This window comes from Anoxybacillus andreesenii (assembly GCF_030813005.1).
GTDB lineage: Bacteria > Bacillota > Bacilli > Bacillales > Cytobacillaceae > Robertmurraya > Robertmurraya andreesenii.
In genome coordinates this window covers 76,766-92,266 of sequence record NZ_JAUSTU010000013.1, presented here as the reverse complement: position 1 = coordinate 92,266, position 15,501 = coordinate 76,766, and the positions used below count along the sequence as shown (strand labels likewise).

Sequence of the window (15,501 nt, the reverse complement as noted above, 5' to 3'; positions counted from 1 at the left end):
AATTATATAGAAATGTATCATATTTAGACAGGGCTAGGAAGAAGTTTCCCTACGATTCTGTGAATAATCCTAGAACAGGTTATAGGGACAATGACAAATGAATTCGAAAGGACGGGAAATTAATGAGCAACAAACTTGATGAATTGCGGAATCGTGTGGATGAAATAAATGTTCAGCTATTGAATTTAATTAATGAAAGAGCTCGACTTGTTCAAGAGATTGGACGTGTGAAGGAGACTCAAGGTGTTAATCGATATGATCCAGTTCGTGAGCGCAAGATGCTAGATTCAATTCTGGAGAAGAATGACGGTCCTTTTGAAAAATCTACGTTGCAACATCTCTTTAAGGAAATATTTAAGGCTGGTCTGGAATTACAAGAGGACGATCATCGTAAAGCATTGCTTGTTTCACGTAAGAAACATCCCGAGAATACAGTGGTTGAGATTAGGGGTGCGAAGATCGGTGCAGGTTCACAGCAATTAATCTTTGGTCCTTGTGCGGTTGAATCCTACGAACAAGTAGCAACCGTAGCGGAAGCAGTCAAAGCAAAGGGCCTAAAATTATTGCGCGGTGGAGCCTATAAGCCTAGAACCTCTCCTTATGATTTCCAAGGGTTAGGGGTGGAAGGACTCAAGATTTTAAAAAGAGTAGCCGACGAATATGATCTTGGCGTAATCAGTGAAATTGTAAGTCCTGCAGATATTGAGATGGCGGCAGAATATATTGATGTGATCCAAATTGGCGCACGCAATATGCAAAACTTTGAGCTCCTCAAAGCTGCTGGCGCAGTGAATAAGCCGATTCTTTTAAAGCGTGGATTAGCGGCAACGATCGAAGAGTTCATTAACGCTGCAGAATATATTATGGCTCAAGGAAATGGACAGATCATTCTCTGTGAGCGCGGAATTAGAACTTATGAACGTGCCACAAGAAACACATTGGACATATCTGCTGTACCAATCTTGAAACAGGAAACCCATTTGCCTGTCTTAGTTGACGTAACCCATTCAACTGGTAGGAGAGATCTTCTTCTTCCGACAGCCAAGGCTGCACTTGCTATCGGAGCTGATGGGGTCATGGCAGAGGTACACCCAGACCCAGCTGTTGCACTTTCAGATTCCGCACAGCAAATGGATTTGAAGCAATTTGATGAATTTATGGAGCAACTGATGGCTTCTTCCTTAGTTCGTTCATAATCATTATGATTAAACCTTCTGTCTTCGTACGGAAGGTTTTTCATTTTTTCGATTGTTGAAGATTGCGGGCGTTGATGGAGTGAAGTATCATTATAGAAGCATCATTATATACATATTTAACTAAAGTACCCATCCATAGGATAAAATAAGAATAACAGTTGTAAAAATAAGGAGCGATAAGAATGAATATTACCATATATGATGTAGCTCGAGAGGCAAATGTTTCAATGGCAACCGTTTCACGGGTTGTTAATGGCAATCCCAATGTGAAGCCAGCTACTAGAAAAAAGGTATTAGAAGTAATCAGTCGACTAGGTTATCGACCGAATGCGGTAGCACGTGGATTAGCAAGCAAGAAAACGACGACGGTTGGTGTGATTATTCCCGATATTTCGAGTCCTTTTTTTGCAGAGCTTGCAAGAGGAATCGAGGATATTGCTACGATGTATAAGTACAATATCATTTTGAGTAATTCTGATCAGAATAAGGATAAGGAACTACATCTTTTAAATACGATGCTCGGCAAACAGGTGGATGGGATTGTTTTTATGAGCGGAAATATAACGAAAGAGCATGTGGAAGAATTTGAAAAATCTCCGGTTCCCATTGTATTAGCTGGTTCGATTGAGGAAACGGGGCAGGTGCCATCCGTAAATATTGATTATGAGCAAGGGGCATATGATGCTGTAAGTTCTTTCGTTGAAAAAGGACATAAAAAAATTGCATTTGTTATCGGTCCTTTGCATGAGCCAATCAATGAAAAGAAAAATCTCAATGGATACAAACGGGCTCTTGAAGAAGCAGGAATTGAATACAACGAAGAGCTGATTGTGGAAGGCGATTATACATACGATTCTGGTATTGAGGCCTTTGAAAAACTACTGGAACTTGAAAATAAGCCAACTGCCATCTACGTAGGTTCAGATGAAATGGCACTTGGGGTTATCCATGGAGCAGAGGATAAGGGTTATCAAATTCCTGAGGATTTTGAAGTGATTTCTTCAGATAATACAAGGCTAGCTTTGATGGTTCGCCCTCAGCTGACATCCGTTGTTCAGCCACTGTATGATATCGGGGCGGTAGCAATGCGCTTATTAACCAAGCTAATGAATAAGGAAAAAGTTTCCGAGCATACTGTTATCCTTCCTCATCGAATTGAGCAAAGACGGTCAACAAAATAAAAAATTGGTCGATATAAAGAAAAAACGATGCTTTGTTCATCTTTCAGTGGGAGGAGCTATGAAAAAATCTGATCTTTTAACACCGATTGGCTTGGCTGTCGGTGTTATTATGCTTGTCTTTGGGATTATGTACAATGGGGGAGTAAGCGGCTTTATTTCCTTTATTGATCCAGCCTCTATGATTGTTGTATTTGGTGGGATCATATCGGGACTCCTAATTAGTTTCCCTGTAAAGGATATGAAACACTCATTTACCGTCATGAGGCAGGCTTTTTCACAAAAGGACTATAACCTCTCTGAGCTCATTCGAATTTTTGTACGATTGTCTGAAAGAGCGCGGAGAGAGGGATTATTGGCTTTAGAGATGGAAATTGAAACGGTAGAAGATCCCTTTATCAAAAAAGGCGTTCTTCTTGCGGTAGATGGCTTGGAGCCAGATGTGATTCACGATATTATGAGTGCGGAGATTTCAGCAATGGAGGAAAGACATCGTAAGGGCAGAAGCATCTTAGAAAGAGCAGGGGAATTTGCCCCGGCTTGGGGGATGATTGGGACATTAATTGGTCTTGTATTAATGTTGAGAAATTTAGATGATCCATCTTCCCTTGGTCCGAATATGGCAATTGCTCTTTTGACTACCCTTTATGGCTCGCTACTCGCAAACATGGTGTTTATTCCAATGGCGGCAAAGCTAGCGCTGAAGACAGAAAGAGAAGTCTTTTTTAGGCAGGTCATTATTGAAGGGGTGATTGGTGTTCAATCTGGCCAAAATCCTAAAATTCTAGAGGAAAAATTAAGTGCCTTTTTATCTACGAAGGAGAGAATGGAGGACTCTAGAGTGGTGCAGAGTGGGGAGGCCCTAGAAGATGAGGTTTAAACGAAGGCCAGATGAGCATCCGAAGGGGGCCCCTGCATGGATGGTTACGTTCTCTGATTTGGTCACGCTTATCCTAGTGTTCTTTATTCTATTATTTTCAATGTCTCAGATTGATATGATCAAATTTAAAGCGATAGCTGAATCATTTAGAGGCCGTGAAATACTAGATTTTAACCCCTCAATCGTCCCGCTCGAAAATCCTCCTGGTACTCAAGAGGATAATGGAAATGAGGCAGATGGTGAGGAGTCTGATCTGCAAAATTTATTATCCGAGATTAAGACATTCCTAGGGGAAAATGGATTGGAAGATGTGATTATAGCGAATCGTACCGAAAGAGGGGTTGTTCTTGTCTTAGATGAACAGGTATTGTTTGAGACAGGAGAGGCGGAAATTATCGGTGGAAGAAATGCTTTCCTTGATAAAGTAGGTGGTATGCTAAAAAATATGCCAAACTTAGTCAAGGTAGAAGGGCATACTGATAATCGTCCAATCACAACTTTTCGCTACCCATCAAACTGGGAATTATCAACAGCACGCTCGAGCAGTGTGATTAGATATTTTGTTGATCATTTTCAAGTAGAAAGTGCTCGATTTATTGCGGTCGGATATGGAGAAACAAGACCCATCGTCCCGAACGATAGTCCGGAAAATTGGGAGAAAAATCGTCGAGTTGAAATTGTTGTTTTAGATCCCAAATTTGCTGAGAAAGATATGATTGAGTAGAAGAACCTCTGTCACTAAGGACAGAGGTTCTTCTAATTAGTCTTCCATGGTTGATAGATCACCTGTTGGCAAATCAAGCTCCCATGCTTTTAAGACACGGCGCATGATCTTTCCACTTCTTGTCTTTGGAAGCTTGTCACGGAATTCAATTTCTCGAGGTGCTGCATGGGCAGCAAGACCTTTCTTAACAAATTGACGAATATCCTCTTTAAGCTCCTCGGTCACCTCATACCCATCACGTAGGGCAACAAATGCTTTAATTATTTCTCCACGTACCGGATCAGGCTTTCCGATAACACCGGCCTCTGCCACTGCTGGGTGCTCAACGAGCTTGCTCTCTACCTCAAAAGGACCAACACGCTCACCAGATGTCATGATCACATCGTCGACCCGTCCTTGGAACCAGAAATAACCATCCTCATCCATGTAGGCAGAATCTCCTGAAACATACCAGCCGTTAGGCATGAAATAGGAGTCATATTTTTCCTGATTGTTCCAAATCATCTTCATCATGGAAGGCCAGCCTTTTTTTATAGCGAGATTTCCCATGCGATTTGGAGGGAGAACATTTCCTTGGTTATCGACAATGGCTGCCTCTACCCCTGGAATTGGTTTCCCCATTGAACCTGGGCGAATGTCCATACAAGGATAGTTTGAAATAAGCTGGGCGCCTGTTTCGGTCATCCACCAGTTATCATGAATGCGTAGATTAAAGACCTTCATTCCCCATCTTACAACTTCAGGATTTAACGGTTCTCCAACACTCAAAACATGGCGGAGTTGGCTTAAATCGTACTCTTTAATAATTTCGTCTCCAGCCCCCATTAACATACGGAAGGCGGTTGGAGCACTATACCAGACGGTTATCCCATACTCCTCCAACATTTTGTACCAGGTGTTCGGATCAAACCTTCCACCGACGATTAGATTGGAGGTACCAGTTAACCAAGGACCAAAAATTCCATAGGACGTGCCGGTAACCCATCCAGGATCAGCCGTACACCAATATGTATCCTCTTCCTTTAAATCTAATATCCACTTAGCCGTTTGATAATGTTGAATCATTGCATTGTGGGCATGCAGAACCCCTTTAGGCTTACCAGTGGAGCCAGACGTATAGTGTAGAATTAATCCATCCGTTCGATCAACCCACTCGATGTCAAGCTTACTACTTGCTTCAGCGAACTTTTGATTGAAATCGATAAATGGATCATTTTCTTCAACATCATTACCGACCAGGAAAATATGCTTCAATGATGGAAGCTCATGATAAGGAACACGCTCAAGTAATTCAGGGGTAGTAACAAGAACCTTGGCTTCGCTATCCTCCAGTCGATCCCGTACTGCCCCTTCCATGAAAGCTTCAAATAATGGGCCTACGATAGCACCAAGCTTAATCGCTCCTAAGACAGAAAAATAAAGCTCAGGAGAACGAGGCATAAAGATAAAAACACGGTCTCCCTTTTTGACTTCTCCGTATGCCTTCAGAACATTACCAGCCTTATTAGATAAATCTTTCATCTCTTTAAATGTATACTTTTCATTACGATTAGCATCCCGATAGTACAGAGCAATTTTATTCTTTCGGTAGGAATTTGCATGCTTATCAATTGCTTCATAAGCCATGTTCACAAGCCCTGTTTCCGACCATGTGAATTCTTTTTCTACCTCATTCCAATCGAAGTTCTTGTAGGTAGCCTCATAGTTTTCTAAATTATAATTTCCTTGAGTGGCTGGTAGCGTTTCCAATTTCATGTGATAAAATTCCCCCTTCTTAAAAAGTTGTTTATATTATATTACAAATCATTACTATTCACAATTTTATAAATATTAGATCTGAAAATCAATGTTCAATCTCTTTATTTTTTTTCGATTAGTCAAATTGCAATAATTATTTGTCTATTTGGTTAAAATACTGAAAATTTTGTGAAATTGATTTATAATATTTATTTTCATGTATAATAATATTGATCATTTGCTAGAAACAAAATAGGTGGTGGATTCATGGAACACAAGAAAACGTATTACGCCAAAGAATTAAAGACACCGCATGGAGATTTAATCATAGAAGGGCCAGTAGCCCAAGAGATACTAGCTAAGTTAGAATTTCATGAGGATCTTGTAGCATTTCGTCCTCCTGCACAGCAGCATCAAGCATTGATTGGCATTGCTGGATTGCCTGAAGGTAGAATCATTATTGCCAGGTACAAGAATATGGTGGTTGGGTATGCGACCTATCTATATCCAGACCCTCTTGAACGCTGGTCAGAGGGCAATATCGAAAATTTGATAGAATTAGGGGCCATTGAAGTGATTCCTAAATTCAGAGGATGCGGAGTGGGGAAGCATTTGCTTATCGTATCGATGATGGATGATGCGATGGAGGATTATATCACAATCACGACTGAATATTATTGGCACTGGGATTTGAAAGGGACGGGCTTGAACGTTTGGGAGTATCGCAAAGTGATGGAAAAAATGATGAATGCCGGTGGGCTGGAATGGTATGCAACAGACGATCCGGAAATCAGCTCCCATCCTGCCAATTGCTTAATGGCAAGGATTGGAAAAAGAGTGGATAATGAATCAATACAAAAATTTGACCGACTTCGCTTTATGAATCGTTTTATGTATTAGGCTCTTTTCCAAACCCTGATGATATTAAACAATGTTAATGTACAGTGTTGATTTTAGCCTTATACGTGTGCGTGAACGGGTTTTATTCGGTACGAATAACGTAGAGAACGTACACGTATAAGGCGATATACTAATCAGCAACCCAATATAACAGTGCCGAACAAAAATAGGTAGTCTAGATTTTTTACTTACGCCGAGGAGGATTACTCATGATTATTGAGGAGATAATGAAATCCAATGTACACACATTAGCCAGGGAAAATACGATTGAAGATGCCATCAAACTTATGAAGGAAGAGCGAATCAAACATATTCCGATCGTTGATGATGAAAATCATTTAGTTGGAATTGTTACTGACCGTGATGTAAAGGAAGCTACTCCGTCTATTTTCCAATGTGATGTGCATAAGGAGGTTCTCGATCAGCCTTTGGAGTCTATTATGAAGACGAATCTCGTTACAGGTCATCCTCTTGATTTTGTTGAGGATGTAGCAGGGATATTCTATGAAAGTCAAATTGGTTGCTTGCCAATTATTAAGGAAAATAGATTAGTGGGGATTGTCACACAAACAGATTTGCTCCATACACTCGTTGAATTAACAGGTGCGCATCAGCCTGGATCGCAAATTGAAATTCGAGTTCGCAATAAACCAGGTGCGTTATTTCGGCTTTTTTCCGATATTCAAAACTGCAAGGTCAATATTTTAAGTGTACTGGTATACCCTGATAAAAAGGATGAGTTCTACAAAATTATTGCCTTAAGAATCCAAACGATGAATCCATTACGATTGATTGAGGAGCTAGAAAGGTCGGGCCATCAGGTACTTTGGCCACATCTTCCGGGGATGGACGCATGATGCGGGATTCAATATTTATTTTTTCTGAGGAACAACTAAAATACAAGTTTAATAAAGATCATCCTTTTAATCAGTTACGTTTAAAGCTTACGCTAGATTTGTTGCAAAAGATAAATGCGATATCCGATGAGGATATGATTCTACCAAGAATGGCAAGTGATGAAGAGTTGGAGCTGATTCATGATCCCAAATATGTAGCTGCTGTAAGAAAAGCTGGGAATGGAGAACTTTCGGCTGATACAGCGGAAAGCTATGGGCTTGGTACAGAAGATACACCGATTTTTCCAGGAATGCATGAGGCAAGCGCCCTTTTAGTGGGTGGCACCCTAACAGCCGTTGATTACGTGATGGAAGGCAAGGTTAAGCATGCATTGAATTTGGGCGGTGGCCTTCACCATGGCTTTAAAGGGAAGGCTTCAGGGTTTTGTATCTACAACGATAGTTCAGTTGCAATCAAGTATATGCAGGAGAAATACCAGGCACGGGTTCTATACATAGATACGGACGCCCATCATGGTGACGGAGTACAATGGGCCTTTTATGATGATCCTACCGTATGTACCTTCTCCATTCATGAGACAGGAAGATATCTTTTTCCTGGTACCGGGAATGTGAATGAAAGGGGTCAAGGAAAAGGATATGGCTATTCCTTCAATATTCCTGTTGATGCCTTTACCGAGGATGACTCCTGGCTTGATGCATACACAACGTCAGTTAAGGAAGTTGCAGAATTTTTCAAACCAGATGTGATATTGACTCAAAATGGGGCAGATGCTCACTATTTGGATCCCCTTACCCACCTATCGGCGACGATGAGAATTTATCGAGAAATCCCCAAGCTTGCTCATGAAATCGCCCATCAATATTGTGATGGAAGATGGATTGCAGTCGGTGGAGGAGGGTATGACATATGGAGAGTGGTGCCCAGAGCTTGGAGCTTGATTTGGCTGGAAATGACCGAAAATAGAAATGTGGCTGGTGATTTGCCAAAGGAATGGATTGACTTTTGGCAAAAGGAAGCTCCTGTCACCTTGCCTGCACAATGGGACGATCCCGACAACTTATATAAACCGATTCCTAGAAAGGCAGAGATTACTGAAAAAAATGCACAAACTGTACTCAATGCTCTTTATCCAATCAGAAAAAAATGAGAGGACTAGATTTTACTCTAGTCCTCTTCTCTTTCTCATCTTATCCATTGTTGTCGCCTGATCCATCCCCTGGCTCATCAATTCCATCGTCTGGTGGATTGGTTGGCGGTAGTTCTGGTTTTTCCTCACCTGGATTTTCAACTCCAGGATTGTCTACCTGTCCGATTCTTACCTCTCCAGAAGGTGCTGACTCATTTCCGGCGATATCGACCGCAGTCACATAATAGCTTCCATTTCCTCCTGTAAAGGATAGTGCAGACCCAACCTTAATAGAGGCAACCTTGCTGCCGTTTTTATAGACTCTGTAACCGATGATGTCTCCTTCAGGGTGTTTGGCCCAGGTAATGGTGGAACCCGAGACATGAGCGGAAACTGGGGCAGGAACCTTTCCATTATCCTGCATTTTATCATCAGGCAATAAAATTTTTGCCCACCGATCCTTTGCTGGGATGAGATGCTGTGGGTTAATCTTAATCCCAAATATTTGTTCAATATAATCAGGGTTTAGAATTAAGCCCGCCTCTGAGAACTCCGCTGGTGTGGAATCCAGCGCTAAATATTTCTTGTCTCCAATCTGGACATATCTGCCAAGTACGAGGCTGTCATCCACCTTCGTTGGAACAAATTTAGCATTAAAAAGGTCGGTTTCAACAAGTCCAGCCTGGGAACAAGCGTCAGATGGCAATAATCCTGAAATGGCACAGAAGGATCGTCTCACGATTCCACCTGGCATTTTTATGGTTTCGGTTGATTTTACTACATCCGGTGCGACGTCGTAGGCTGCGTTCATGAGCTGGGCCCATAAATAGATATTCCGATTTGAATAGGAAAGCCCTTTGTAAGTCACCTGCAATGGTTTAGGAGTGTCATAACCAATCCAAGTTCCAAAGGAGACATTTGGATTAATTCCGACAAACCAGGCATCTTTATACTCCTGTCCCGTTCCAGTTTTTCCAGCCCAGTCTGAGCTGAACTTCAGTCTGCTGTTCAATGAAGCAGCCGTACCCGACCGAATGACATCTCTTAGCATGTCATAGGTTAAATAAGCTGTTTGTGGGCTGAATACGTCAACTGGCTGAACCTCATGCTGATAGATCACATTGCCTTCCTTGTCGACGATTTTTTCAATCATATAAGCATCAATGAATTGACCGCCATTGGCAAATGTTCCGAAAGCATTGACATTTTCTTCAACGGTCACTCCATTTGTAAGACCACCCAGTACTGTAGAGCGGTTTGTGAAATCATCAGGTACTAAAGATGTGAAACCCATTTTGACTAAATAATCTGCGGGTCGTTTGTCTAGTATATCGACATATGCTTTAACCGCCGGCACATTATAGGATTTTGCTAATGCATAGCGAGCTGATACTAATCCACTATAACCGCCTCCATAGTTACTTGGCCATGGCTTGCTCGAACCTGGTTTCAAGGTAAGGGGTAAGTCAGGCAAGATCGTACCAGGAGCCAAGCTGCCGAGCTCAATGGCTGGTGCATACACTAAGAGCGGCTTCATCGTGGAACCATTTGATCGTTTGGCACTTGTCGCATGGTTCAGCTGTTGCTGGCTGAAATCTCTTCCTCCAACGAAACTAAGAATTTTCCCAGTCTTGTTTTCAATTAATATAGCTCCTACCTCAACAGGCTTATTAACTTTTACTTGCTCACCTGTTTCTGGATCCTTTTCTGTTACTTGAATATCACTTCCGTAATACTGGAATTCATCCTTTGCTTTTTGCATGGCATCATAGATATCTTTATGAATTGTTGAGTGGATTTCATATCCGTTTTGGCGCAAATCTCGATCTGCCAATGCCAAGTATTCATTCTTCAAATCCTCATCATTTTTCAAATCATCTTCGGTATATCCATCTTTTTCAGCCAATATCTTGGATAAAATATCGACTGCCCTTTTTTCAATTTCAAAGGTAAGCCATGGATATTTTTCCTGAGGACTTGTGCTTGGTGGAATGAAATCCTTTGTAATATCATAACGAACTGCATCATTATATTGTTGTTCGTTAATAGAGCCGTTGTCATACATCCTTTTCAATACGGTTTTCATTCTTATCATGCCGGGCTCTAGATTATTCTTGATTTCCCCTCTGTTCGTAAAAGGTGTATAGCCAAAAGGACTTTGTGGCAGACCAGCAATAAAAGCGGCCTGTGGCAGCGATAATTCCTTTGCAGGTACTCCAAATATGCCCTTAGCGGCAGCTTGCACCCCAGCGATATTGCGTCCGGAAGAGTTTCTTCCAAAGGTTGATACATTGAGATAAGCTTCTAAGATTTCCTTTTTGTCAAAGAAGCGCTCTAACCGGAGTGCTAATAGGATTTCCTTTGCTTTACGTTCAAAGGAAACTTCATTAGTGAGAATTTGGTTTTTGATTAATTGTTGGGTTAGGGTACTTCCCCCTGATTGCACAGAGGAATTAGTAACCTCCTGAAAGATGGCACGCAAAATGGCCTTAGGAACAACTCCGTCATGTTCGTAGAAGTATTCATCCTCTGTTGCCACGACAGCCTTTAACAGATAATCTGATACTTCATCAAGCTTTACTTCTTCTCTTTCCAAATCTGTACGAAGCTTGCCTAAATAGACATCATTGGCAAAGTATAGATTGGAAGTTTCCTCATAATTGTATATATCCTTTTTCATACTTTCATAGGAACGAATTGGCTCATCCTTGACCAGGGATGCGAAGTAGCCAGCTCCAACACCTCCAGCAAAGGCACCACCGAGGATGAGAAGGATAAGAAATATAAGGGTTAAATTCCAGAATACCTGATAGGTAATACTAGCTCCTCTTATCGTTCTTCTATTGGTCAAAAAATCTTGGCAAGACTTTAATACCTTCTTCAAGCTCATCTTTTCATTATTCATAGCATTCCTCCTAAAATCACATACATTATAGCATAAAGAAAGAAACAAGTAGGATAGAACCTTATATTTTTCTAACATTTCTCAATACTTTCCATAGGTAAATGTGTGCTGGAAGTTGGCAGTCTGAATCAAAATTATTTTGAGAAATTATTCATTACGGGACCCTAAATATTAGTTGAATCCATTATAATAGATCTATGTTCCTATATGAGAAGAAACTTAAGATTGCAAGGAAGGACAAAGATGATGGATTTAGAACAGAACGAAAATGAATTTGAAGCTTTTCTTCAGTCTCTAAAAAGAGCATTAAAAGAAGATGAAATTATCGGGCAAATTCGCAGCATTTATGCTGAATCAGAAGAGAAGAATAGTTTTGTAGAAAAAGAGTGGAAGCAAAGAATTCAAGAACTCGAAGCTCAAAATAAAGCTTTACAGAATCAAATCATTTTAGAGCGAAGCAAAACAAAGCAGGAACAGGAGAATTGCCTACAAATTCAGACGAAATTAAATGAAATTAGCAGTCAATATTTAATCTTGAAGGGGCAGGTTGATCATTGGCAGGAAAAATACACGGGGATTAAAGCTCTCTTTGGTGAACAACTTAAAATCTATAAACTCTATCAACAGTTGTCACCTGCTTTGAAATCCTCGTTAAGTGGCATTTTTCGTGGTCAAACGATTGAACAATTCCTAGTTTGTGGGGTCCAAAAGCAGAATATAGAGCTGCTGTGGGATGCGATTAAAATAAGAGTTGTCGAAGGAAATGATGACGAGCTTGAAGAGCTGCGAGCCATTTTCTTATATTTCTTCCACGCCTATAATTCAACCTTCGACCGACCGTTGTATGAGCTTCAAACGGTTTCCGAGAATGAAAAATATGATAGTGAGCTGCATATGAGAACTTCAAAGAGTCGTGTTGCAGGATACATAGATAGGGTGATTTTCGAGGGCTATGTGAACACAAACAGCAAAAAAATTGAAAGAAAGTCGATTGTCGCGCTTTAATTATGACAGCTATGTTAAGGGGAGAAGAATTCAACAATGTATACAAAGAAAGTCGATACACTACCAGTCAGTAAAGAAACCTATCAATTAATTGCTGAGAAATTAACTGAATCGGAAATTGCCAAAATATTAAGCAAGCTAAAGTTGGAATTTTCTACCGAGCTCGTTCATGAGGTGGAGGAATTATTAAAGAATGACTGGATTACTTTCCAAGGTAAGAAATGCCGGTATTTTAAAAAGGTAGTAGGGCTAGTGCCGGATATGGAGACGTTCAAATTCGGAGAGGGACTACATTGGAAATGTGATCTTAACGCAAGTTACATGAAGTTTGACGGTTTCGAGGGGCAACCTATTACGATTGAGGAATTCAAAAAACTGTATCCACAAGGAAAAGTGAACAGCATCTATGCAAACCGCAAGGACTTTTTCTACGTGAAGGTTTTAAAAAATGGCGTTTCAAATAGCATGAATGTCAATCACCATGCCACATATGTAAGCGATGAGGATCATTGTTTGTTTATTCCAATTTATCGCTTAAACGGTGTGAATAGTAGAAGGATTTTGGCTGCTGAAACTACGAGATTATGGATTGAGAATAATCTTATACCAGATGGACTTTCTTCAGAGGTCAAGAGGCAATATGAGCTTATGTGCCATCTTTTTAACAAGGAATATGTCATTTTCAGTGAGAAGCAAACCCTGATGATCAATATGGAGAATCTACCTGGGATCGTAAAGGATTTGAAAAAAGGAACATTAAAGCTAAGAACGAGCGATACAGAGATCAACTACAGTGAGATCTATGAAAGCATCTTCTCGAAGTCGACTCTTGATGTTCAAGCAAACCTAAAGGGAGATGTACTCGAAAACGTTAAAACCGATTTACTAGATTGCGATTTATATCGTGCCGATTTTGATTCCTATCCCGAAAAAATCTTGGTCGATCCAAACGCAGGACATTGGGAGCTTTGGGATGGCGAGTTTGATGAGAAGAGTTCCTATGTTTTGAAGGGTGATTTTGAACTTGTTGCAAGGAATCCGCTTGCTGATATTAGAGAAAATGGAGTAGTCGGGATTGACTTTGGAACGAAGAGCACTGTTGTCACTTACTTGGATAATAACAAGATTCTCCCCATGCGTGTTGGAACAGGAGATTTGAGTAAGAAAATCAACGATAAACACTATGAAAACCCCACGGTCATGGAATTTATCAATCTAAATCAATTTTTAGCGGACTATCAGGAAAAGGTAGGCAGACCCTATACCTCCTGGCAGGATATGGTCGTATCGCATACAGCAGCTTCTGACATGGTCAATGCGAACAGCACGGAATTTAATGCCTTTATACATGATTTGAAGCAGTGGGCTGGTGATGAAAAAAGAATCATCACCATTCTAGATAAGACTGGGGAAAATAGAGTATTGCAGCCTTTTCACCAGCTAGACGAAGATGATTTTAACCCTATCGAAATCTACGCCTATTATATCGGGCTTTACATAAACAATATGTGGAATGGCATTTACCTCGATTATATGTTGTCGTTCCCGGTGACCTATGATCTGGCGACCAGGGAGAAAATCGCTGGTTGTTTTGAAAAAGGCCTAAAGAAATCATTGCCTGTTACCGTTTTACAAAATGAGGAATGGATATCCAAATTTAGAATTAACACGGATATTAGTGAGCCTGCGGCCTATGCAGTTTGTGCTCTCCAGGAATATGGCTTTGATCCTGATGAGGATGAGAAGGTATTCTACGGAATCTTTGATTTTGGTGGCGGAACGACTGACTTCGATTTTGGCTTATGGAGAGGGGCGAATCGTAAAGAGAGGCGCTATGACTATGTGATTGAACATTTTGGAGCTGGCGGTGACAAATATTTAGGCGGGGAAAACCTATTAGAGCTCCTAGCGTTTGAAACATTTAAAGCCAATCAGGATCTGATGCGTGAGAACAAGATCATGTTTACTTTACCTGCTGAATGCAAGAGATTTCCTGGTAGTGAAGCGATCATCAGTGAAAGTCAGGAAGCAAGATTAAATACGAAGCAATTAATGGAGAAGCTACGTCCAATCTGGGAACGGAGCGAAGATTACGAAAGCATCTTTGAGCTAGCAAGTGTAAAAGTTAAGCTTTTTAACTCGTCAGGGGAATTCAAGGATTATGATTTAGTGATAAATCAAGAGGAAATCGAAGCAACGATCGAAAAGCGGATTGAAAAAGGGGTAAGGAACTTCTTTGCTGCATTAGCCCAATCCTTTACCTTTCATTCAACAGAAGGCGTTGACACGATTAACATCTTCCTCGCGGGGAATTCCTGTAAAGCAGAGATCGTCCAGGATATTTTTACAAGCTACATTGAAAGTGAAACGAGAAAAATTAATGCAGAATTACATAACGGAGATCAAAAGAAAGAAATATTTAAGATCTTTCCTCCTCTAGGGAGTGAAGAAGCCAATCAGATTCTTGAACAACGTGGATTAGAAACGGATAAAGATAATATCGAAAAGCCTAACGGCAAAACAGGTGTCGCTTTTGGCCTAATCAAATGTCGTAAAGGTAGCAAAATTAAAGTTATTGATAATGGCAAGGTGGCTAAGGGGGAAGAAAAAGAAATTACCTTCCAATATTTTATTGGCTATGAGAAAAAAGGGAATTTCGTTTTGCTAGATGAATTGAAGGCATCAAAGGCTGCTTACGGAAAGCCAGATTACCATGTTTGGTACAACTATATCGATGCTGGTGTGGAAGATTTTGAGCTGTACTATACGAAACTACCAGATTCAGTCAATGGGCATCTTGATATCGGAAGCGTAATGATGAAGCGTGAGCGAATCGAGGTGCTGGATGATGAGGCTTATGTCTTCATTAGGGCAGTTGGGCCAAAAACGCTTGAGTACGTCGTTGCAACGGAAGACGGGATTGAAGCAGGGAATTTTTTAAGCTCAATCAAGAAAATCGAGTTAGATTGACTTTTTAGGTGAGGTGAAC

11 protein-coding genes are annotated in these 15,501 nt (G+C 40.7%); 9 read left to right on the top strand and 2 right to left on the bottom strand.

The genetic code is table 11. The features are described from left to right. Positions 1-122 precede the first annotated feature (122 nt). From J2S07_RS14175 to motS, 4 genes are all read left to right on the top strand, one after another. Complete coding sequence (locus J2S07_RS14175) at positions 123-1,196, top strand: bifunctional 3-deoxy-7-phosphoheptulonate synthase/chorismate mutase (protein ID WP_307151070.1); 1,074 nt, start codon at positions 123-125, stop codon at positions 1,194-1,196. A 182-nt stretch (positions 1,197-1,378) separates the two neighbouring features. Further along, the gene (ccpA, locus tag J2S07_RS14170) at positions 1,379-2,377 is read left to right on the top strand and encodes a catabolite control protein A (RefSeq protein ID WP_307151069.1); all 999 of its coding nucleotides are present in this window, start codon (positions 1,379-1,381) and stop codon (positions 2,375-2,377) included. Between the two features lie 58 nt (positions 2,378-2,435). After that, positions 2,436-3,254, top strand: coding sequence for a flagellar motor protein MotP (motP, locus tag J2S07_RS14165; protein ID WP_307151068.1), 819 nt, complete (start codon positions 2,436-2,438; stop codon positions 3,252-3,254). Further along, positions 3,244-3,978: a flagellar motor protein MotS gene (gene motS / locus J2S07_RS14160; RefSeq protein WP_307151067.1), complete on the top strand. Its 735-nt coding sequence runs from the start codon at positions 3,244-3,246 to the stop codon at positions 3,976-3,978. Before motP ends, motS begins: the two co-directional genes overlap by 11 nt. Before the next feature lie 36 nt (positions 3,979-4,014). Here motS and acsA read toward each other — a convergent pair whose 3' ends face one another. Continuing rightward, entirely contained in the window at positions 4,015-5,733 is a 1,719-nt protein-coding gene (gene acsA / locus J2S07_RS14155; RefSeq protein ID WP_307151066.1) for an acetate--CoA ligase, read from the bottom strand. Between the two features lie 249 nt (positions 5,734-5,982). Here acsA and J2S07_RS14150 point away from each other — a divergent pair, with 249 nt between their 5' ends. The 3 genes from J2S07_RS14150 (at position 5,983) to J2S07_RS14140 (ending at position 8,623) form a co-directional block, all read left to right on the top strand. Beyond that, entirely contained in the window at positions 5,983-6,615 is a 633-nt protein-coding gene (locus tag J2S07_RS14150; RefSeq protein WP_307151065.1) for a GNAT family N-acetyltransferase, read from the top strand. 209 nt (positions 6,616-6,824) lie between these two features. Then, positions 6,825-7,472 (top strand): acetoin utilization AcuB family protein, encoded by a 648-nt coding sequence (locus J2S07_RS14145; RefSeq protein WP_307151064.1) that lies wholly within the window; start codon positions 6,825-6,827, stop codon positions 7,470-7,472. After that, positions 7,469-8,623 (top strand): acetoin utilization protein AcuC, encoded by a 1,155-nt coding sequence (locus tag J2S07_RS14140; RefSeq protein WP_307151063.1) that lies wholly within the window; start codon positions 7,469-7,471, stop codon positions 8,621-8,623. Before J2S07_RS14145 ends, J2S07_RS14140 begins: the two co-directional genes overlap by 4 nt. A 40-nt stretch (positions 8,624-8,663) precedes the next feature. On the opposite strand, the gene J2S07_RS14135 is transcribed toward J2S07_RS14140, so the two are convergent. Then, entirely contained in the window at positions 8,664-11,507 is a 2,844-nt protein-coding gene (locus tag J2S07_RS14135) for a transglycosylase domain-containing protein (RefSeq protein WP_307151062.1), read from the bottom strand. A gap of 243 nt (positions 11,508-11,750) precedes the next feature. Here J2S07_RS14135 and J2S07_RS14130 point away from each other — a divergent pair, with 243 nt between their 5' ends. Together J2S07_RS14130 and J2S07_RS14125 are read left to right on the top strand one after the other, a co-directional pair. Then, positions 11,751-12,512, top strand: a complete 762-nt coding sequence (locus J2S07_RS14130) for a hypothetical protein (protein ID WP_307151061.1) — start codon at positions 11,751-11,753, stop codon at positions 12,510-12,512. Between the two features lie 36 nt (positions 12,513-12,548). Next, positions 12,549-15,482, top strand: coding sequence for an Hsp70 family protein (locus tag J2S07_RS14125; RefSeq protein WP_307151059.1), 2,934 nt, complete (start codon positions 12,549-12,551; stop codon positions 15,480-15,482). Positions 15,483-15,501: the final 19 nt, after the last annotated feature.